This window comes from Candidatus Fokinia cryptica, from assembly GCF_034359305.1.
GTDB classification, from domain to species: domain Bacteria; phylum Pseudomonadota; class Alphaproteobacteria; order Rickettsiales; family Midichloriaceae; genus Fokinia; species Fokinia crypta.
The window spans coordinates 542822-564211 of sequence record NZ_CP110343.1 but is presented as its reverse complement, the minus strand read 5'-3'; the positions used below and the strand labels follow the sequence as shown (position 1 = coordinate 564211).

Below are 21390 nucleotides of genomic sequence, written 5' to 3'. Positions count from 1 at the left end.
ATTCTATTGTTTAGTATTATATTCGTTTAGCTTTCTCATTCCTTCTAGAAAGTATGCAAGTCCTGAGATTAATGTTAAAAATGCTGCACTCCATATTAAATATTCTCCAGCGAAGTATACATCAAATCCTATTGCTATGCTAACCTCCTCTCTCACTAAATGTTCTCTAGAAAGTAATAAGAATGTAACTGCTATCATCTGTGCGCATGTTTTTACTTTACCTAGTAATTTGACGGATATTTCTACACGCATTACTGCCAAGTATTCCCTCATTCCTGAAACAAATATTTCTCTACATAATATTATTACTATTAACGGAGTAGGTACTATTTTCTGCTCTGCTATCATTAACAAAACTGCTGCGATTAGCATTTTATCTGCTACTGGATCAAATACTCTGCCAAAATTACTCTGAGATTTTAGTGTGCGAGCTAAATACCCATCTATTAAATCTGTAATGCTTACAAATATGAATATTGCAGTAGCAGTATAACATCCTATTGAGCCTGGTATGTAAAATGACATTACCAAGACCGGTATAAGCAGTATACGGAGTAAAGTAATAAAGTTTGGTATAGACTTAATAATCTTGTGCATTATGCTCTTTTTGAGGGTTTCTCCGGTTCACATGTATATACGAATGAGTATGTATTTTCTATATTCAAAGCTTAATTTCATCTAATTTAGTATGTTAATATACTAATTTTCTGCAATTGATAATATCTGAGTTTTTTCAGCTTAATGAAAAATTACTGAAGAAATTGTCTAATCTTCTTTTCTTACAAGATGTAATGTGTTAACATCATTTTGTAAAACATTTAACATTTTTGTTAAAATGATGAGTCGTTATGAAAAACGCTACTACGAAAATATAGAAAACACTAGAAGTGCTCGTGCAGATTCTGTGACTTATGATGCAGGGTTACGTACTTATATGATCAAAGTATATCGCGATATGACGATTTCTTTGGGAATTACTGCTTTTGTAGCCTTTCTTATTATGTCAGTTCCACCTCTTGCACGATTGTTGTTTGGAACCCCGCTTTATATGATATTTATGTTTGCCCCTCTTGCGATAGGTTGGTATAGTAGTGCAAAATTTATGACAATGTCACCATCTCAAGTACGTAATATGTTATGGTTGTTAGCGTCGTCTATTGGAGTTTCTATTTCAGTAATTACTATTACTTTTGAAATAGATATGGTATTACGAGCTGCTCTTATTACTACTGGGATGTTTGGAGGAATGAGTATATACGGATATACTACGAAAAGTGATTTATCAGGGATTGGCTCATTCGCTATGATGGGTTTAATAGGAATGGTAGTAGCTTCTATCATAAACATCTTTATGCAAAGTCCAGTAATATACTACGTCTTATCTGCTGTAGGTGTGCTTGTATTCACGATCATGATAGCATATGACACCCAGAAAGTTAGAGATACGTATTATATGATTGGAGGGGGAAGTGATTCTGCTATGTCTGAAAAAGTCGCAATTTATGGAGCTATGACATTATATATGGATTTTATTAATCTATTCATTCACGTGGTTCAGCTTCTCAGATTTATGAACGGACGAAGAGATTAGTGATTGATTAATGGATTAGTGATTGATTGGTGATTAGTGCCAAAGTAGCACAGTGGTAGTGCAACTGATTCGTAATCAGTAGGTCGTAGGTTCAATTCCTATCTTTGGCACCAAAAAAAATATAGCTATCCTTTTGCTGTTGCTTGGGTTGATTTTGTAAGTTTGTTGTATGTGCTTTATGATTACTTACTTACGTTTACGTCACCTTAAGAGCGTTCTTTTTGTATTGCTGATACTTGGATATTCATACTTTTTTTCTGTTATACCAGATATTATTCGTGATATAGTGCATACGCTTGCGTTGCATGTAAGAAATTTAGTAATGCTTTTTATACCAGTATTGACATTTACCTTGATGGCAAATGCTATGTATAAAGTGCAGAGTAATGCAACTCTGTTTGTGGTTGCGATAGTGTTGTTAGAATGTATTTCTAATTTTATTGCAATCATGTACTCTTATTTCTTTAGTGCTCCATTATTACCGTACTTTAGTACTGCTATAGCTTATTCTACTACTACTAATTCAGCAAACTTATTATTCGACGCTAGGATACCAATACCAGACTTTTGGAACAGTAAAATCTTTATTGTACTTGGTATTATTATCGGTCGTGTTGCTAAAGTACGCAGGTGGAAAGATGCTGAAAAAATTCTAGATAAAGCAATGCATTTTATGACTTGGATAATGCATACCTTTTTTTCTAAAGCCATAATAGTGATGATTATGGCTTTTATTGCTAATTTTGGTCAAAAAGATATCGTATCTTTTATAAGAAATTTGATTAACTTTTTATCGATAGCTTTAAGTTGTTCTGCTGTATATTTTATTTTAATACTCTTGATACCACTACGTATGAAATACGAAGAGATTAAGAGAGTGCTTAAAACTATAACATATCCAGTAATGGTAGCTTTTACATCTTCTAGTAGTATAATAGCTCTACCATATGTTGCGGAAAGTGCAGCAAAGCTTGCAAAATTTCCTAATATAGTACGCTCTATCATTCCTATTACTATTGGAGTACAGCAAATCGGTGATTGTATACTTAACGCTATTCTTTTTTCTTTTTTATCTTACCAGTTTTATGGGGCTCTACCATCACTAATTGTATGGCTGGAGTTTAGCTTTTTTTACGTTTTAATGAGAGTAGGGATGACCGCTGTACCTGGAGGTGGAGCTATAAGCTTAGCATCTGTACCTCTCTTAGAGAAGTATTTGCATTTTAATGACGATATGATTTCCATCGTGCTTATGATGAATATATTAATGGATGAGATTATAACAGCTTTAAATGTAGGGTATAACATTATTATGTCGCTGCTCATGGAAAAGATTTTATTATTTTATGGGCTCATAAAAACTGACAAGTAGTGTTCATCAAAAATAGCTATTCTTATAAGAGGGAAAAAAATGCACCTTATTATAGTAAATTTACTTAATTCATTCCAAAATTAACCTCTTTATTTTTTTATCTTTAAGGTATTTCAAATTTGTTATTTTGCGTGAAGAACTAGCATTCTATTTTACGATGCTTTTTTAAAGCAATTCGTATTAGAAATTGCTTTGCTAAAATGTATTAATTTGCTGAAAAATAGTGTTTTTTGGTATTCATTTCGCTGAAAACATATTGCTTTTTGATGGTAATTCGTTATCATGTTGCTATCGAAGTATGAACATTCATAGTGATGTTGTGACAAAAATCAATACAACTAAGTGTAAAGCGTCTAGAAGATTCGGAGCGAATTTGACTGAGAAAGCTGATGATGCATATGTAAAGAGGAATTATCCTCCTGGTATGCATGGGAGAAATGGTTATAAGCGTTCTTCTGTGTATGGTATGCAGTTGAGAGCAAAGCAGATGTTGAAAGCGTATTATTGTAATATTACGGAAAAGCAATTTAGAGGAATTTATAAGAAAGCCGTTAAAATGTCTGGTGATGTAGGAGAGAATTTGATAGGTCTACTTGAATCTCGTCTTGATGTGGTGGTGTATAGAAGTAAATACGCTCCTACAATGAGGGCGGCAAGGCAGTTAGTGTCTCATAAGCATGTGAAGGTGAATGGGAAGTATTTAAATGTTGGTAGTGCGTTTTTACGACCATCGGATACTCTTGAGTTGACACCAAAAGCTTTAGAGATGCAGGTGGTACAGGGTGCGCTCTCTAATGAGGCTAAGGTGCGACCTTCTTATATCACTTTTAATGGTGCTGATTCTTCTGTGACGTTTATTAGAAAACCACTACTTGCAGAGGTGCCGTATCCTATGAATGTAGATCCTCAACTTACTATCGAGTTGTACTCGAGGTAGATTACTTTAGCTTGTTTTGGGGTGATGAGATGTAGGTGTAGTTCTTCCTAGGTTTAGTTATTTCATCTATATGGGATTTAGTTATCCTCTTATCTGTTATAAATATTTGTGAAGTTGTACTCGAGGTAGATTACTTTAGTTTGTTTTGGGGTGATGAGATGTAGGTGTAGTTCTTCCTAGGTTTAGTTATTTCATCTATATGGGATTTAGTTATCCTCTTATCTTACAAATATATGGTGATGATAGTGTGTGAAATGGCGGCTCTTATGCTATTTTGCTGATAAGGATATAGGAAGAATGTATAACGCTTAGCTCAAATTGCTCGCACATCAGGAATGAATGCACGTAATTAATTGCCATTCAAAGATTTTTTGTAGACGTGTAACAAGAAGCTTATAATTGATAGGTAATATTTTAAAAATCGTTTACTACTATTATGGTTAATTTTTAATAAACCGTTTTTAATTCGAGATGATTATTGTGTCGTCAGGAATAAGAGATTTATCTATTTTAAAAATCTCCATTTGCTTTTCGTTTATGTACGAAGTGTAGTATGTGCTTTCGAGTTTTAATTGCATTGGGGTAATTTTATTTTTAAAAATATTTATTGCGAGTCGTGCAGCCTTTATTCCAATATTTTTATAATTAACACCAAAACTTGCTAAGACATATCCATCTACAACTTCATTATGACTAGAATTTATTATAGGTATACCCAATTTTTTGCACTCCTGAGCTATCATAGGTAAAGATGGTTGTATTACTCCACTTGCTTTAACGTATAGAAAATCAATATTGTCTTTTAATTTCTGCAATTGCATTTGTATATCTTGTGATGAAGTTACCGGATATGATACTAAGTCAAATTTTTTCTTATTTACGGACTTTCTCATTTCTTCTAAAAGGCGGACTTTATTTATTCCGTTTGCACTATAGAGTATTCCAACTCTTTTAGCATTTGGCATAATTTTTTTTGCAAACTCCAACATTGATTCAATATTTTGTCCTTCTGAAACTTTTATTATGTTATGCGGTAGGCTATAAACATTTTTTGATATAGTAGATTTCACTGGAGCATTTACAGATGCAAATATTACTACTACTTCTCTGATACTTCTCTTTCCACTTTGTGTTACCGTAGCTAGTGTAGCTATAACACTTGGTATAGGTGAATGGAGGTATGCTAGAGCATTTGGTTGCCGATCGAAATTAGCATACTCTGCTTTGTACTTAATAAGCTTAGCATTATTATTTTCTTCAGCAATAGCTATTCGCATTCCGTCTACTACTTCATTTAAAGCAATGTGTGCACCGTAACAACTTGCGATAGTAACAACTCTAGAAATGTCTTTCCTTGTGCTAAAAATTATGTACACCGAAGAAATTAACGTCGCACTGATAAAAATGATAAATGATATTCTTTTAATCATAAATTAATTTAAATTAAACTCTATAAAAAGAATCTAAAATTGTATTTTAATTTATTGCAATTTTAACTGCTTTATTCTAATCAATTTCGTTCTGGAAGTTGCTCCTTTTATAATAGTTATATCGCTACGCGAAACATTAAAATGAGTAGCTAGTAGTTTAATCAACATAATATTTGCTTTACCGTCCTGTGGCGTTGCACTTACTCTAACTCGAAGTGTTTTATTGCCAAAAAGATCTTCTTCAAATCCCATAATTTCACTTTTAGAAGCGTTTACCATTACCTTCACATTTATTACCATTTTCAAGCTAAAATCATGTCGATAGCATAAACGTTGCATGACTAGTATTGCATACAATAGAACGATTGTCATCTTTCTAGTGTAAGAAAAATGATAAAACTCATTTTTTTTGTTAAGTGGTAGGGATTTTTAAAAAAAAACTTGTATTTATGTGGAAGTACAAATACATCTGTTCTAATTCGAATATTGTGCTTTATTTGAGATGAGAGATAGATTTTTATCTTATATATTATTGGTTAGTTTAATTCTTCTTCCTGGTGTTTCATATGCTAGATGGGAATCAGTTGATGATGTACATGTAAAATGCAAATTCTTAAATATTGATATACATGTTAATGCAGATGGTAAAACTGAGAAAGTGATTACAAAAGAATATGAGCTTGTAAATGAGAGAGCACGTAAGGAATATGGAACATACACCCTAGTATATGAGGAAAATTCTAGTAAGATCGAAATCTTAGAAGCTAAAGTTATAAACGAAGGCAAATCTTATATCGTTCCTAAAAAATCAATAGAAATAAAACCTTTAGCGAGCAACACAAGCGGTTTTGATGATAAAATTCAAGTAATTATATCATTTCCAAATGTAAAAGTAGGAAGTAGGTTGTTTATAAAATTTAAAGAGATGATTTTAAAGCCTATGCGCCCGAATCATTATATCGATTCATTATCACTAGGTTCGATTTATACTGAAAAATTCAATATGAATGTTCATTCAGAGATTCCATTAAAATTTTCTGTTAACGATCCGGACGATTATATTGAAGTAAAAGCTGATATGGATAAGAAATCTCAAAGAGCTAAGAATATGGTATTTACACTCAAAAAACCAATAGTAGTTCGCGTCATTGAAGAAAGTGATTCTTATATCAGTACAGAAAATTATCCTTCTGTATTTCTTTCGTCATTTGAGAATTCTAAAGAATTTGGTGATTCATTTACTCCTAAATTTGAAGCTGTTATTTCGAAAGAACTACCTCCATTGCTTCAAGAAATAAAAATGGAAGCTGTAAAGTATACTGATATCATAACAAAACTTAATGTAATTACGTCATTGCTAAATGAGAGGATAAGATACATGGGAGATTGGCGGGAAGTGAACGGGGAAATATTTCCGCGTAGTCTGAAACAAATTACTGATACAGGAGTTGCTGATTGCAAAGAGTTTTCTTCTTGTGTAGTTGCTATTTTACGTTCTATGAATATTGAGGCTAACATAGCATTAGTATATCGAGGTTATTTATATCAACCACCTGCTAATTCTTCGTTTATTTTCCGATGTAATCATGCAATTGTACGTCTAACTGGACGTGATGGTAAAGTGTATTGGATTGATCCAACGAATTTTATCAGTATGGCAGATGGTGTATTTCCTGATATTAGTGCTCGAGAAGCTCTTGTGCTAAAATCTTCAGGTTCTGTAATTGAAAGTATTCCAGAAATAGATTACAGGCATTCAAATATAAAAATTGAATCAAAAATACAACTGCTAAATAAAGAAAAAAGAGAAATTCATGAAGAAGGTTTAGTAGAAATATGTGGAGAAAGTGCCATTCCATTTACTGGTGCAGAGCTTCTTTATCCAAGACATGTTATAGAGCGTGCAATGTTTTACACAATAGTAGAGGGAGCTAGTAAAGCGATAGATTATTCATCTTTAAAACGGAAAGAAGTTGCTATGCCAGCGCTTACATCCAGAAGTGTTAAGGTAATCCCTATTAAATATAGTTATATCATTCCAGATGCTTACTCCGTAACAAATATGGGGTTTGGGTTTTCTATACAATGGTCTGAATTTCAGCAATATATCAGTGTTTTTGATGATAGAGTAAGTCACTTATTTGTAAATGCGCCTTATTCCATTTTCTCAAAAAAGTTATTTTTAAATACGAGTGCAGAAAATCTACAAATTCTAAATTTTCAAATTACATCTCCATGGTTAATAGCGAAGCAATCAGTAAAATCAAATGGAAGAGATTTAGAGATACAAAGAGAATTGCATGTGTTGAGTAAAATTATTACTCCGAAAGAAATGCATTCTAAAAGTTTTCGTGATATGCAAGCAGAATTAAGGAAACAAGTGGAAGTAGTACTAATATTTAATACTCAAAAATAGCTTTTTCTCATTTCTTGCGAGTACTTATTGACTCTTTTATTGAACAGTCTTTAAAAGAATCAGAATCAAATGGGAATGAGATGACGTTTGCTATAAGAATCACCATAATAAGTAGAATTTTAAAGAAGAAAGTGTTATAAGAGATCGAAGAAAAACTACTCATTATTATGTAAGGAAAATGACAGCTACTTTTAAAAAAGATTCCAGTAATCGAGAAGGTCGAGATATTGCTTTGAAAACGGCTATAGCATCCATAAAGAAAGCTCATGGTTCCGGAGCGATAATGGTGCTTGGTGAGGAAAGACAAGAGTTTGTAGAAACTTTTCCAAGTGGATCTATAGGTTTAGATATAGCACTTGGAAATGGTGGTTTTCCTAAAGGGAGAATAGTAGAGATTTATGGATTAGAAAGTTCCGGAAAAACTACCATTGCACTTCAAGCGATAGCTGAAATACAGAAAAGAAACGGAGTAGCAGCTTTCATAGATGCTGAGCATGCTTTTGATAGATCTTATGCGTCAAAAATTGGAGTAGATGTTGAAAAATTGTTGGTTTCTCAGCCTGATTATGGAGAGCAGGCATTAGAAATTGTTGATACTCTAACACGTTCTGGTTCTGTCGATATTATAGTAGTTGATAGTGTAGCGGCTTTAGTTCCTAAAGCTGAGATAGAAGGTGAAATGGGAGATCAGCACATGGGATTACAAGCACGTTTGATGAGTCAAGCTTTAAGAAAGCTTACTGGTGTAATATCAAAGAGTAAATGTACCCTTATCTTTATCAACCAAATTAGAATGAAAATAGGTATATCTTTTGGTAATCCAGAGACTACCACCGGTGGTAATGCATTGAAATTCTATTCTTCAATGAGATTAGAGGTAAGGAAATCTGAATCAATAAAAGATAAAGAAGAGTTTATAGGGAATAGAGTGAAAGTTAAAGTCGTTAAAAATAAGCTATCTTCCCCATTTAGAGTTGCTGAATTTGATATAATATATGGTGAAGGTATATCAAAAGTTGGTGAATTAGTAGATATTGGTGCAGAGTTGAATATCATAGAAAAGTCCGGTACTTGGTATTCCTATAATGGTGTAAAGATAGGACAAGGACGTGAGAATGCAAAAAAATATCTTAAAGATAACAATTCTATAGCGGAAGAAATTGCTAGTAAAATAATGTCAGCTACTTCTATTACTCAAAATCAAAAAATGCCTCAGCAAAGTGAAGAGGTGGACGATCTTGTAGAAATAAGTGAGTTGGAGTTATAAATTTGTTGCTACTGTGGAAATTAACTATCAGTACTTTTTGAATGCTACTGTTCGAGCAGCTATAGCTGCAGCAAGAAGTAGGGGGAAGGGTGATAATGAGGCATCAGATGCCGTTGCAGTGAACGAGATGCGTTCCTACTTAAATGGATTGCACTTCAAGACTAAGGTAGTAATAGGGGAAGGGCTAAGGGATAACGCACCGATGCTATTTCGAGGAGAGGTGTTAGGTGATAAAAAAGGAGAGCAGTGTTTTGATATTGCTGTTGATCCATTGGAGTGTACTGATTGTTGTGCTAATAATAAAGATGGTGCTATCTCAGTGATTGCGATTTCTAATACCGGAGGTCTTCTTGAAGCGGATGATATTTATATGTACAAGATAGTGTACGCCGTAAGTAATAAAGCTATATCTGATCGAATAAATGCTGATACGCCTTTAGAAGATATTTTATCATCTATTGCTAACGATAAAGGAAAAAAAATCTCAGAACTATGTGTATGTGTACTAAATAGAAAACGGCATTATAGCATTATAAAATTGCTTAGAGAGATGAATGTGACCGTATCTTTAATAGATGATGGAGATATAATTGCTTCAATTATGGCAGTTATGCCGAGTTTTAATATAGATATGTATATTGGTGTAGGAGGAGCACCAGAAGGTGTAATAGCATCTGTAGCAGTTAGAGGATTAGGGGGGATGATGCATGCTAAGATGCTTTATGGCGTATCATCAGATACCGAAGTGAATAAAGAAATGCTAACACAATATCAGAATATGGAAATTGCAGACTTGTCAAAAAGCGAAAACGCAATATTGGTTGCAACTGGTATTACTAATAGTGCTTTGATGAAAGGTGTAGCGTTTGAGGGCGAATATGTTACTACCGAATCGATAGTCATTGACATAGCTCGCGCTGGGATGATGAAAATACAGGATAGATTTAAGATGTAAAAATCTCCAGATTTTGGAGGTTTCGTATTAGTAGTGGGGCAAACAAGTGTGAGTCCAAGTCTAAATAAATTTACTATTTGCTCAATAAAATTTTGGATAAAATCCAAAGCGTTAGAAAAAGATAATGCGTCTTAATATAAATACTTGGAATAGGCGTTTTATGGTGTTATAATTCCATATCCCTTCGGCATATATTCACTGCTTGACAAGTTAACGCTATCCATCAGTGATATATAACGAAGGTAATTTATTAAAATTTTTTTTCAAATTAATGAAAAAGATTTATATTAGTGGAAAAATTTCCACAAAACCCTTTATCGGTCTAAAAAGATGCGATAGAGAGGGAGTATTTAAACTATTGACTGAGAAATCAGTTAAACTACTAACAATTAAACTATTAACTAATATATATATAAAGATGCAACAAAAAAATAGCAACTATTCATTGCAAGATGGCTCTAAATCTGAAAAGTTTAATGAAACTCCTCAAGTAATTGCTCAAATTCAGCAAGTAGATGAGCGAAAATCAAAACACTTTGATGATGTGGGTAATAAAAACGGTTCTACAGAAACAAACGGTAACGAAGAGGAACTTTCTGCAGTGAGAAAAAAGAAAGAAGACTATGAAAATCGAGAAAAGGAGCTTCTTCGGATGCGAGACGAGAAAACGAAAAAGGAATTCGATAGAATAAAATTTTGATGGAAGAATAAAAGAAAAACAACAATTCATTAATTTAAAAAATAATGACGTTGTTGCGAAAATAGATGGAAAAGTTGGATAGAGATCTAAATAAAGGAGTAAAGTTCAGCAATTTCATCTGCTTTCGAAAAATGTTTTTTAGTGCATATACTATTAGCTCAACAAATTAAGCCATTAATAGAACCTTGGCTGATAAGCTACTTGTTAGAAGGAAAGAGATACTTCTTCTATTTTTGAAAACTTAGATAATTTCAGGAATTCTTAGCATCACTAAAGATTTTACACACGAAAATCTCTCAACCCTAAAGGTACTTTAATGCTATACGATCTTGATGCGTTTTGTATTGGCGAATCTTAGTTGTGGAAAGGAACAACATAAATGACTTAAAACCTATTAAAAACACTTTCCTTAGTTAGGTTATTCTCATCTTGCTACCATAAATAGTAATCACATATAGAAGGCTTCCGCTATGAAGCTCATTTTTTAGATAGAGGAATCAGAATTTTGAAATTTACTAATAGATACTATTTATATCTGTTTAAGAGTCAAAGATTTCAAAGAAGTCGAGTTTAGTTGAGTAAGGAATTAGAGAAATGAAAGCTCCAAAGTCGTTATACTCAAATTGTAACAAATAAATGATCGTGTGTTATATGATAAACGGTAAATGCTAGACTACTAAAAAAGTAAATAAGGTGAGTTTTACTGATTTTCTTAAAACTAATACCGAATAGTATAGTATAGAAACAATAGACATATTGACAATCTGGCGTATAGAGATGTACTATGATTTCACTTAAGTATTACAAATAGCACTTTATGGAGAAAAGTTTTTTTGCTAAACCTTCTTATGTAAAGAAAGATTGGATTTTGATAGATGCTGAAAATGCCATACTTGGCCGTTTAGCTTCTAGAATTGCATTGATATTGCGTGGTAAAAATAAGCCTTACTATACCCCAAATATAGATTGTGGAGATAACGTTGTAGTGATTAATGCAGCTAAGATTAAGGTTACTGGGAATAAACTTGAGCAAGAAGAATTTTTTTGGCATACAAATCATCCAGGAGGTATTAAGAGTATTAAGTGGAGTAAAATAATGTCCAGCGAATTTCAACATCGCTTGCTTTACAGAGCTGTGAAAAGAATGATGCCGAAGGAGAGTCCGTTAGCGGATGCTCAGATGAAAAAGCTTAAAATATATAGCGGCAATTCTCATAAGCATGAAGGACAAGTCCAGAATGTTGTGCATAGAGAGAGTATATTGAAAGAATATTGTAAAAAAAGTAATTCGTAATATTTTGTTTTTTTATAGATGAAAAATACAAGTACCACCGCGTCTACTTCTGCGGTTGCTGAGAAAGCTCCTAACAATGCAGCGAGTCTTAATGTGAAAGTGAGAAAGAAAAAGCAGAAGTTTTTTTCTACATCTCAGACACGTTTATATGGCACTGGTAGAAGAAAATCATCTGTCGCTAGAGTTTGGGTAGCAGAAGGGAGTGGAAGATTTTTGGTAAACCACAAATCTTTACATGATTATTTTTCTGCTTCAGAATATGTAATGCCTAGTATTATTAAGCCATTTGTCGCTTTAGGGGCAACTGCTGAAAAGTATGACGTTTTCTGTACGGTCAAAGGTGGAGGAACTACAGGGCAATCACAGGCTATTATGCATGGCATCAGTAGAGCATTAGTTTGTGGTGATAATGAAGCTAGTGAAGTGAGGAAAGCACTAAAAGTATTCAAGCTTCTTACTAGAGATAGCAGGGAGGTTGAACGTAAAAAATATGGGCTTCGCGGTGCTAGAAAGAGTACACAATTCTCTAAACGTTAATTTTGCATGGAGTAAATTTCGTAAAAGTAGAATTGAATATTCCCTAAGATTTAGACTGGTATTTAGCTCTATTAGTGGAAAGTATATTTTTTGAAGGGGATAGATTTTTTTTAAAATATCCGTACGTATCCCTTTTTTGTATAAAATAATTTACTCTCTTTAGTGTAATTACTTGGCATTAGAATGTGGTAAATATAAGTGAGCTCAGGCTACTTTATTAGAAGAAAGGCACTTCTTTAAATGTGATTTTGTAAGATTTATATGTGGTAAATATAAGTGAGCTCAGGCTACTTTATTAGAAGAAAGGCACTTCTTTAAATGTGATTTTGTAAGATTTATATGTGGTAAATATAAGTGAGCTCAGGCTACTTTATTAGAAGAAAGGCACTTCTTTAAATGTGATTTTGTAAGATTTATATGTGGTAAATATAAGTGAGCTCAGGCTACTTTATTAGAAGAAAGGCACTTCTTTAAATGTGATTTTGTAAGATTTATATGTGTATTTGCCATATGGGTGTTTGGGGAGATAAATTTCCCCTTTTCTATTTTTTTTATCGAGAAGATGAAGTACACGGTAGTTCTCTTAATCAAAAGATGTGAGAAATGTAAAAATGCGATTAATTTGTGGAGATTTCTTTAAATCGTAAATTTATTTATTCTGAATACTGGTAATCTGAACTTTCAGAATTTGGTATTTTATCCTCAATTATTTCATAATTACCATCGTCTTGCATTCTTTTGAAATTATGTTCAGTAATATATGATTTCATCATTAAAGCTTCTTTCTCAAATTTTAAATTATTTTTTAGTGCTTTTTCAAGTGGAAGTTCTTCTACTTCACTCTTTATTGTTTTGTATTTAAAAAGTTCTCTTGATGTTTGTAATTGTGGATACTCCATCTTGTTATTATTACTTTTGCTTACTGAAGATTCTTGCATTCCTTCCTGAGAGAATATTGAAAATTCTGTATTTTCTATTTTTTTTATACATTTTTCTTTTTTATCTTCTTCAATTGTATTTTTATTATTAATATCGTTACTTATTTTTAATTTTTTTAATTCTCTTTCTATTCTTTTTTTATTTTCTTCTAATTCTAATAAAAGTGCATCATGGTATTTACTTTCTCCTACTTTATATTGTAGTTCCTTTTCTCTTATATATATCCTTTCTAATTGTTTCTGTAATCTTTCTACTCTCTTTTGTTCTATATCATTTTTTTTAGAGATTTTAAGATCTTTTTTATATATCTGATCAGTAATCAAATATTCTTCCCATTTATTACCACATACATCATCTACCATCATCTCATTACTTACATCCTTTCTGAAAAAAGTATTACGAATCGCCCAGTACATTGCACCTACTGCAGTTATGCACAATGTACTTAGCTTAACTATTTTTATAAGTGTACTGTCCTCTACTTTTTGAACTACATTTTTTTCTATTACAACATTACCTATATTATCAGCCATAAATACGTTTTTTTTTAATTTAACTATGTTATACATGTTTTTTTCAACATGTATATGAATAACCTATTCCTTAAGTGATTCTATATAATTGAATTTATGAAAGATATAAAATTAATTAAAATTATAAAAATGTTTTTATAAAAGCTCAATTTTCTTATGTAGATAATTTTCTCTTCTATTATAGCACTTTATGCTATTTCTTCATTATATTATCTTTAATCTTTATCTCAATCAGTCTCTCCATATTTATTACGTTTAGATTCTTTTTCTATACGTTCGTTAAATACCCTCTCAATGGTTTCTAATTCTTGTTTTATAAGAGGATTATTAGATGACTTATATTTGCGAAATAATTCTTTCACCAAATTATTTCTTCTTCCAATAAAGATATTGTCTATTCGTTTTGACTCTTTTTGTAATTGATCCATTCCTTCAGGATCGGGTAGTATACCTTGATCAAAAATATTCTTAATAATCCAACTTGTAGAAAGCCAATATAGATGTAAATTCTTTGCCATTAATTCCATAACTTTCATAAGCTCACCATATGTATGCTCCCATTGATAATACTTTTCAATATCACCATACGAATTATAGTCCCACTTATCATATACAGTCTCCTTGATAAGTATATCAGGCCAATGTATTTGAACATCTTCAAATTTATATTCCAATGTTTTACCACCATTCATCCAATACATCTGTAAGTAGATTCCATATCTCCATGTTCTCGCTAATAGAACTAATTGATTAAACGTTAAACCTGTTTTTTCCATCAAATTACACATGTTTGGAGTACCATCTTTATGTTTTAGTGCTTCTATATTTTTCGAGCGAATAATATTTTTTAATTCGGTAGGCAATCCTAGTAAACCAAAATTTATATACCACAGTGTCAGCATTTTAGTCTTAGCTTTAGGATTGTATAAAATATTATTTTCTTTTACAAAGAGAGCATCATTTTCTAACTTAGTGACGTATAATAATACAAGAAGTTCCTCACTATCCTTTTCGAATCTTTTTTCCTCTTCTATTTTACGCTCTTTTGCCCTCTGATAGTCACGCTCTTCTTGCCTCCACTTACGCTCTTCTGCACGTTCTTCTTGCCTCCACTTACGCTCTTCTGCACGTTCTTCCTGATATCTTTTTTCTTCTCTTTCTTCTTTTCTTCGTGCTACCTGCTTTTCCCCCATTTGCATCATTAATGCAAAGATTTGCTGATTAAACTTTTCCTTTTGTATACGGTCATCCTCAAAAGGATCGTAAAAACCAGAATTATTATTTGCTAGACATTTTTGCACATTTACAAATATCAGTAAGATGAAACTACAATATACTAATGCTTTACTTGCGACTTTTACTAGTGTTGCTGTTTTATATTGATTGCTATGCATAATTTTTCCATCTTGAAGATTCTTCTGTAAAAGATTATTAGTGAGTTGTTTTTGTGTTGCTATTTTTGATATCGCAATATCAGTTGTATTTTCTTTATCTATTTGTGATCTGTTATCCAAAGTATCGCATAATCTTAAATTTTGATTTTTATCTATTAAGATAGCTTCTAACTTTTCATAAGATTGAGAATCATGAAATTTTTGATGTATTTTGCTTAAATTCTTTTGAAAATTTGTACATCTTTTAGCGTTTTCAGGTTCTTCCTCATCATGTAAATTATAAGACTTTTCTTTTTCTTCAAAAGATTTCTTTTTATCATCTTCTTGGTGCTTTTTATCTCTTTCTTCTGTATTTTCTAAATAGTTATTAGAATTAAAAAGATTTAAAAGTACATTCATAGCTTTTAGCAAACTGACTCTAAATGATTTCCACATACCTTTAGTGAAACACGATATGAAATGAATTGTTGCGAATTTAGCAGATTTACTTTTCACATTACATCTTTTTCCACTTTTTAATAAATTATTGTAGAAAATTATTAACCTATTTATAGCTCTTCCAACTTTCCATTCCAGCACACTGTAGATAGCCCACGCTTCCACCCCCCTAAATGGTTATTGGGTGGAAAAAATGAACTCAGCATGCTTTCAACTACTCTCTTCTTTAATAACATTTCTTTCCTCTCTATATCCCATCTTAGTCAAAAATATTGTTATTACATATATCTGCACAATACTTCCATTAAAGTATAAAAATATTCTTTTGATACTTACCCATGATAAACCGTTACTTCACGTGATGTGTATGGATGTATTGAACAATGATTGTATGAAAGATTTCTTATTAACAGAAAATTAATACATATATCGATACAATATAATATGTTACGTGTCTGGTTAGCTACGCTTTCATTTTTTGGTTCTGGCTCTTTTCTCCTATATCATATGCAGATAATTCAATGCATTTTAAAATATAAGAGCTGCCAATTAATAGTGTTTTCCTTCGCGCTATAAACGTATTTCTAAAAAACTCTTCACTTACCTTTTTTTCTGTCACTTAAATTTTGAAGCAATTTTTTAAGCTACTCTAAAGAACTAAATGTAATACTAGACTCAAATCAGTGACAAAATTTTCTATAAGCACATGCTGCTTTTAGTATAAACCCTTTCTTTGAATACTGAAAAAAAAACTAGGAAATATCGCCAATTTCCTCCCCTGTCATACTCATTATTGCGCTCTTAGAAAACATTACAAATTCATGTTTTATAAGATCGTATACATTTAATCCTCTCATCGGTAAAGAATCAAGATTATGTATATTGGCAGAAGCAAACCGTAATGCAGCATTCTGCTCTTTATCTACCATGAGGCATGAAATCTTAGCGGTACTTTTTTTATCATTTAGCAAATTAGAAACTTTGCCATACAATTCCTTAGTTTTTGGCGTGGTGAGAGAGAAATCATCTACTATAAGAACTTTATTTTCCTTCAATTTCATAGAGAGAGCTGAATGCAATCCCATAATACGGATTTTCTTGTTAAGCTTGTACTCGTGACTACGTACTACAGGCCCAAAAGCTACACCACCGCCACGGAATTGAGGGGCACTAGCAGCACCATGACGTGCGCGTCCTCCTCCTTTCTGAGCATGTATCTTGCGTGTAGACTTTGCTATCTCGCTTCGTCCCTTTACTTTATGGGTGCCAAGTCTTCTTTTAGCAAGCTGCCAGCATATCACACGATGTATAACATCATGTCGTACTTCAGCGTCAAAAATACTTGGGAGTTCTATTTCGGAACTAACCGCACTAGAATGAAAATCCAAAACCTGATACTTCATAGGAGAGAAAAAATGCAAAATAAATTTACTAGCTCATAATAGAATCTCTTAGTAGTACAGTTTTACCTTTACTACCTGGGATACATCCTTTAACTACAATAATAGACATTTCGGAATCAACATCGAGTACTCTTAAATTTCTAGTAGTAACTCTATTAGTACCCATGTGTCCAGCCATTTTTTTACCTTTAAATACTTTACCAGGATCTTGCCTCCCTCCAGTAGAGCCGAGAGCTCTATGAGATATGGAAGCACCGTGACTAGCATCTCCTCCACTAAATCCATGTCTCTTCATACCACCGGCGAAACCTTTACCTATTGTATTTCCAATAACATCTATATTTTGTCCGAGAGCAAAGTGAGTAGCCGTATATGACTGACCTTCAGTGAAGCTATCAAGGGAATTTAGTCTAAATTCTCTAATCATTGCGTATAACTTCCTTCGATTTTTTTTCTCATCGTGATAACGAATACCTAACACTGCTGCTTTATACCCATTCTTTTCGTACGTCCTAAGGCCGATAAGAAAATTCTCTGGCACATGTATTATAGTCGCAGGTATAGCAACGTCGTTGACAAAAATCTGAGTCATTCCGAGTTTAGTTCCTATTAATCCTGGACGTTCGTGGTATAACATGCTTTCAACTAAAACGCTAATATCATCAATAAACACATAATTTAATACGATAATTGAACTTAAGAAGCAATACTTATTTGTCCTAAGTATAAGGCAATTAGGACTATAATTCCAAATATTATATTTTTGTTAAATAGCAATTCATACATTGCTTTGATATTTTTATCTTCTAAATGAGATTCAATAACTATAATTTGTTCATATAAAATGTATAAGCCGCATCCAAGTAAAATAAAGAATAATATATTACATCCAAGATTTAAGCCTACAAATCCAAGTAAAATGCAACTAATCTTATAACAGCTCCATATTACTTCAGGAGTAGTTTTCTGAAATCTTACTGCAATTGATCCAAGTCCAATTTTTTTATCATCATCTACATCTTGTAATCCATATACTGTATCATATCCTATCGTCCATAGTGCTGCTGCTACGTAAACAGAGCACTGCACTATAAGGTTATTATAATTTGATAATCCAAATGCGACTGGTATTCCCATATTAAATGTTATCCCTAATACCACTTGAGCGTAATTAGTAATCCTTTTCATATATGGGTATATACACATCAGTAAAAAAGCAATGTATATAATATATCTGCATTTAGATGGTAGTAAAAATGTTAGCAAAACTCCCACTACACATAGCAATAGCAGGTATGTAATTGCATATTCCATTTTTATGGAATTTTTTGCTAATGGTCTTTTAGAAGTTCTCTTTACTAAGGAATCATATTTCCGATCTATTATGTCATTTATGATGCAACCTATGGTGCGGCTTAGTATTCCCCCAAGAGTTAATATCAAAAAATAAAACCAAAAATCTACAATGAATTTATATACTATTATTAAAACCCACCATATTGGTAATAATAGTAAAAGAATTGGTATAGGTTTATTAAGGCGTGATAAGTACAATAATTCGGTAATTACATTATTAAACCGCTTACATAGCATGTTTTTCTAAAAATATTAGTTGAAGTAATACTTTATAGTGTTGTATAAAGTGCAACAAACATTTTAGGGTAAAATATATATTTTTAGAATGCAACATGATGAATATGCTCTTTTTTCAGCCTTCGATATAGCGAAAAAGTTTTCTGCTTTTTCAAGAGATAAGGAATTCGAAATTGAGTGGCTCAGATTAGCTAGAACACCACGTATAAGACCGGCAACATTTTTTTCTTTATTAAATTTATTTGCCTCTCCCTCGTTAGCAATAGAGCATATAGGTAACCTTAAAAAACAAGGGAAATTAAGTAGCGATGTATTAGTTCCATCTTCTTATCAAATACAAAAGGAAATTAAAGAGTGTAACGCATTTGGTGCAAGGATGATTTTTGCATATTCCGATGAGTATCCAGATTTGCTTTTAAAGACTTATTCTCCTCCGCCAGTACTTACTGTAAAAGGTGATATTTTACTGTTGCAAAAACACAAAGTTGCAATAGTGGGGGCGAGAAATTCTTCTATTGGAGGTAGTATTTTTGCTAAACGTATATCTTCGGAGATTTCAAAAAATGGATTTGTAGTAGTTTCTGGATTAGCGGATGGAATAGATAGAATGGCGCATGAGGGAGCATTGGAATATGGAACGATTGGTGTAGTAGGGAGCGGTATTTCAAATATATATCCCAAAGTATGTGATTACTTATATCATCAAATGTATCGTACAGGGCTTGTAGTGAGTCAATATCCAATATCCGTTCCGCCGTTAGCGTCGTATTTTCCAGAAAGAAATGCTATAATAGCCGGTTTATGTAGTTGTGTAGTTGTGATAGAGGCATCTTATAATTCTGGTACGTTAGTTACAGCTCGGACTGCTTTAGAAGAGGGGAGAGAAGTGCTTGCTGTACCAGGTTTTCCAATGGATCCTAGATCTAAGGGTAGTAATAAGTTGATTAGAGATGGAGCGATACTAGTAGAAGATGCTGAAGATGTGCTAAAGGAGTTAGAAAGACTCATAAAAATAGATAACATGAAACTGCGAGATAGCAAGCAGTACTCTCATTCTGCTGTATTGAGATTGCCAATTGCTCATAAGAATCCACGTTACCCATCGAAAAATGAAGAAGAGGTACATCGCTCTCTTGTAGATATGCTTTCATATTCATCGTATATTACGATAGAAGAGATATTAGAGCATACAAACTTCGAAATAGATGCACTAATGTTAGCTATAGCAGAATTAGAATTAAGTGGTAATCTTGAGAGAAACAGTAAAAATCATATAAGGCTAATTTGTAATACTAAGGTTGCATAGGCATGATCATATGTATTGAATATTGATTACCTGCTCCTCTAATTATGATAGCTGACTCTATATCGCGCATTAATATTTCTACTTGTTCCTCTTCTATTACGTTAAGAGCATCGAGTACATAGCGGGAGTTAAGTATAATAGTGAACTTTATATTTCCATTAGTACGAGATTTAATGTTTTTTACTCCACTGCCCTTAGTGTGTATCTGGCTCTCGACTGAAATTTCCACGTTATCCTCAGAGAATGAAACTTGGCAAGGTTTCATTCTATCGTCTATGACAGAAGTTACTATATCTATTGCTGCTATCATTCCTTTTCTCGATACTATGACGATTTTGTCATATCTTTCCTTTAGTATTTCTCGATATGAAGGAAACTCACTGCTAATTAATTTGGATACTATTACTACATCTGCAGTAGAAAAAATTATTTTCCTTTCGTGCATGCTGATATCTATCTTTTCTTGCTTCTCCATTCCTTCAGTAAGTTTCAACAACTCTGTGACCGTCTTTCTTGGTACTATCACTTCTTTTACTTCGAGAGAACCTTCTTGTATTGGAATTGCTGCAGTTGCTAGTCTGTGAGTGTCTGTTGAAACTGCTAATAAGAAACTTTCCACTTGCTCTACATCGTAATGAGAAGTCGTTTTATTAGATGAAGAGTCAAGTAAGTCAAAACACTCGTACCCACTCGGGAGAGCGTTAGCTTTTATAGCTTGAAAGCAAATACCATTTAGATGGTAAGAGATCTCACTAGAGGAAATAGCGTATTTACTGCTAGAAATCAGATGATGCAATTCCTCGGCCGTAACGTACATTAAGAAGTTACGACAGGAAGCGTCGGAAGTGCTAAGAAGAGGGGAGCTTTTGATATGATACTCTTCGATATCAAGAGGAGGGAATTTGTCTACTTCTGAGCAAACTAGTTTAAATTGAGAGTCTTCAGTTTTTACTACGAGTAGCCCATTTTCAGCATTAGAAAGATCCAAATCTATATACTGCTCCTGCATCTTTCGTAAAATTTCGTAAAATACAGAAACCGGAGTAGTGAAAGCAATTCTACTTTGCACAATACCAATCGCCTCTACATTTATGATAGAAGATACTACCACATCCATATCTGTGCATATAAATCGCATTGTTCCAGAAGGGTGTACAACTACCTTAACATGGGACAATATAGGATTTATATTACGTCGCTCTACTATCGACTGTACAACAGATAGTGCAGATACCACTTTACCTCTTTCTATTCGCAAAACTGAATTCATGCTATTATGAAAAAT

At 32.7% G+C, this 21390-nt stretch carries 19 protein-coding genes and 1 tRNA gene; 11 read left to right on the top strand and 9 right to left on the bottom strand.

What is annotated here, in order from left to right; translation table 11 throughout:
* Window positions 1-3: 3 nt before the first annotated feature.
* Complete coding sequence (pgsA, locus tag Fokcrypt_RS02610) at window positions 4-597, bottom strand: CDP-diacylglycerol--glycerol-3-phosphate 3-phosphatidyltransferase (protein WP_323721985.1); 594 nt, start codon at window positions 595-597, stop codon at window positions 4-6.
* A 238-nt stretch (window positions 598-835) separates the two neighbouring features.
* On the opposite strand from pgsA, the gene Fokcrypt_RS02605 reads away from it, so the two are divergent.
* The 4 genes from Fokcrypt_RS02605 to rpsD all read left to right on the top strand — a co-directional run bounded on the left by Fokcrypt_RS02605 (window position 836) and on the right by rpsD (window position 3900).
* Window positions 836-1591 (top strand): Bax inhibitor-1/YccA family protein, encoded by a 756-nt coding sequence (locus tag Fokcrypt_RS02605; protein WP_323721984.1) that lies wholly within the window; start codon window positions 836-838, stop codon window positions 1589-1591.
* Window positions 1592-1629: 38 nt separating this feature from the next.
* Window positions 1630-1704, top strand: a tRNA-Thr gene (locus tag Fokcrypt_RS02600).
* Between the two features lie 65 nt (window positions 1705-1769).
* A complete protein-coding gene (locus Fokcrypt_RS02595; RefSeq protein WP_323721983.1) occupies window positions 1770-2963 on the top strand; it encodes a cation:dicarboxylate symporter family transporter in 1194 nt (397 codons plus the stop codon).
* Between the two features lie 298 nt (window positions 2964-3261).
* Entirely contained in the window at window positions 3262-3900 is a 639-nt protein-coding gene (rpsD, locus tag Fokcrypt_RS02590) for a 30S ribosomal protein S4 (RefSeq protein ID WP_323721982.1), read from the top strand.
* 461 nt (window positions 3901-4361) lie between these two features.
* Here rpsD and Fokcrypt_RS02585 read toward each other — a convergent pair whose 3' ends face one another.
* Both Fokcrypt_RS02585 and Fokcrypt_RS02580 read right to left on the bottom strand, forming a co-directional pair.
* Window positions 4362-5330: an ABC transporter substrate-binding protein gene (locus tag Fokcrypt_RS02585; RefSeq protein WP_323721981.1), complete on the bottom strand. Its 969-nt coding sequence runs from the start codon at window positions 5328-5330 to the stop codon at window positions 4362-4364.
* A 51-nt stretch (window positions 5331-5381) separates the two neighbouring features.
* The gene (locus tag Fokcrypt_RS02580) at window positions 5382-5702 is read right to left on the bottom strand and encodes a DUF167 domain-containing protein (protein WP_323721980.1); all 321 of its coding nucleotides are present in this window, start codon (window positions 5700-5702) and stop codon (window positions 5382-5384) included.
* A gap of 130 nt (window positions 5703-5832) precedes the next feature.
* Between Fokcrypt_RS02580 and Fokcrypt_RS02575 the strand changes: the two genes are divergently transcribed.
* The 6 genes from Fokcrypt_RS02575 (at window position 5833) to rpsI (ending at window position 12499) form a co-directional block, all read left to right on the top strand.
* Window positions 5833-7746, top strand: coding sequence for a DUF3857 domain-containing protein (locus Fokcrypt_RS02575; protein ID WP_323721979.1), 1914 nt, complete (start codon window positions 5833-5835; stop codon window positions 7744-7746).
* Window positions 7747-7924: 178 nt separating this feature from the next.
* The gene (gene recA / locus Fokcrypt_RS02570) at window positions 7925-9013 is read left to right on the top strand and encodes a recombinase RecA (protein ID WP_323721978.1); all 1089 of its coding nucleotides are present in this window, start codon (window positions 7925-7927) and stop codon (window positions 9011-9013) included.
* Window positions 9014-9026: 13 nt separating this feature from the next.
* Window positions 9027-9968, top strand: coding sequence for a fructose-bisphosphatase class II family protein (locus tag Fokcrypt_RS02565; RefSeq protein WP_323721977.1), 942 nt, complete (start codon window positions 9027-9029; stop codon window positions 9966-9968).
* Window positions 9969-10239: 271 nt separating this feature from the next.
* Window positions 10240-10668 carry a hypothetical protein gene (locus Fokcrypt_RS02560; protein WP_323721976.1) on the top strand — a complete coding sequence of 143 codons (429 nt, stop codon included), beginning with the start codon at window positions 10240-10242 and terminating at the stop codon, window positions 10666-10668.
* Window positions 10669-11485: 817 nt separating this feature from the next.
* On the top strand, window positions 11486-11962 hold the full coding sequence (gene rplM / locus Fokcrypt_RS02555; RefSeq protein WP_323721975.1) for a 50S ribosomal protein L13: 477 nt from the start codon (window positions 11486-11488) through the stop codon (window positions 11960-11962).
* Between the two features lie 18 nt (window positions 11963-11980).
* Window positions 11981-12499, top strand: a complete 519-nt coding sequence (gene rpsI, locus Fokcrypt_RS02550; protein ID WP_323721974.1) for a 30S ribosomal protein S9 — start codon at window positions 11981-11983, stop codon at window positions 12497-12499.
* Between the two features lie 653 nt (window positions 12500-13152).
* Here the strand turns inward: rpsI and Fokcrypt_RS02545 are convergent.
* The 5 genes from Fokcrypt_RS02545 to Fokcrypt_RS02525 all read right to left on the bottom strand — a co-directional run bounded on the left by Fokcrypt_RS02545 (window position 13153) and on the right by Fokcrypt_RS02525 (window position 18799).
* Complete coding sequence (locus tag Fokcrypt_RS02545) at window positions 13153-14007, bottom strand: hypothetical protein (RefSeq protein WP_323721973.1); 855 nt, start codon at window positions 14005-14007, stop codon at window positions 13153-13155.
* Window positions 14008-14198: 191 nt separating this feature from the next.
* The gene (locus tag Fokcrypt_RS02540) at window positions 14199-15944 is read right to left on the bottom strand and encodes a hypothetical protein (RefSeq protein WP_323721972.1); all 1746 of its coding nucleotides are present in this window, start codon (window positions 15942-15944) and stop codon (window positions 14199-14201) included.
* A gap of 611 nt (window positions 15945-16555) precedes the next feature.
* Window positions 16556-17206: a 50S ribosomal protein L4 gene (rplD, locus tag Fokcrypt_RS02535; protein ID WP_323721971.1), complete on the bottom strand. Its 651-nt coding sequence runs from the start codon at window positions 17204-17206 to the stop codon at window positions 16556-16558.
* Between the two features lie 28 nt (window positions 17207-17234).
* The gene (rplC, locus tag Fokcrypt_RS02530; protein ID WP_410519724.1) at window positions 17235-17879 is read right to left on the bottom strand and encodes a 50S ribosomal protein L3; all 645 of its coding nucleotides are present in this window, start codon (window positions 17877-17879) and stop codon (window positions 17235-17237) included.
* 23 nt (window positions 17880-17902) lie between these two features.
* Window positions 17903-18799, bottom strand: a complete 897-nt coding sequence (locus Fokcrypt_RS02525; protein WP_323721970.1) for a 4-hydroxybenzoate octaprenyltransferase — start codon at window positions 18797-18799, stop codon at window positions 17903-17905.
* An 88-nt stretch (window positions 18800-18887) separates the two neighbouring features.
* On the opposite strand from Fokcrypt_RS02525, the gene dprA reads away from it, so the two are divergent.
* On the top strand, window positions 18888-20105 hold the full coding sequence (gene dprA / locus Fokcrypt_RS02520) for a DNA-processing protein DprA (RefSeq protein ID WP_323721969.1): 1218 nt from the start codon (window positions 18888-18890) through the stop codon (window positions 20103-20105).
* On the opposite strand, the gene Fokcrypt_RS02515 is transcribed toward dprA, so the two are convergent.
* Window positions 20092-21375 (bottom strand): DNA polymerase III subunit beta, encoded by a 1284-nt coding sequence (locus Fokcrypt_RS02515; protein WP_323721968.1) that lies wholly within the window; start codon window positions 21373-21375, stop codon window positions 20092-20094. The two genes, dprA and Fokcrypt_RS02515, sit on opposite strands and share 14 nt — an antisense overlap.
* Between the last annotated feature and the right edge of the window lie 15 nt (window positions 21376-21390).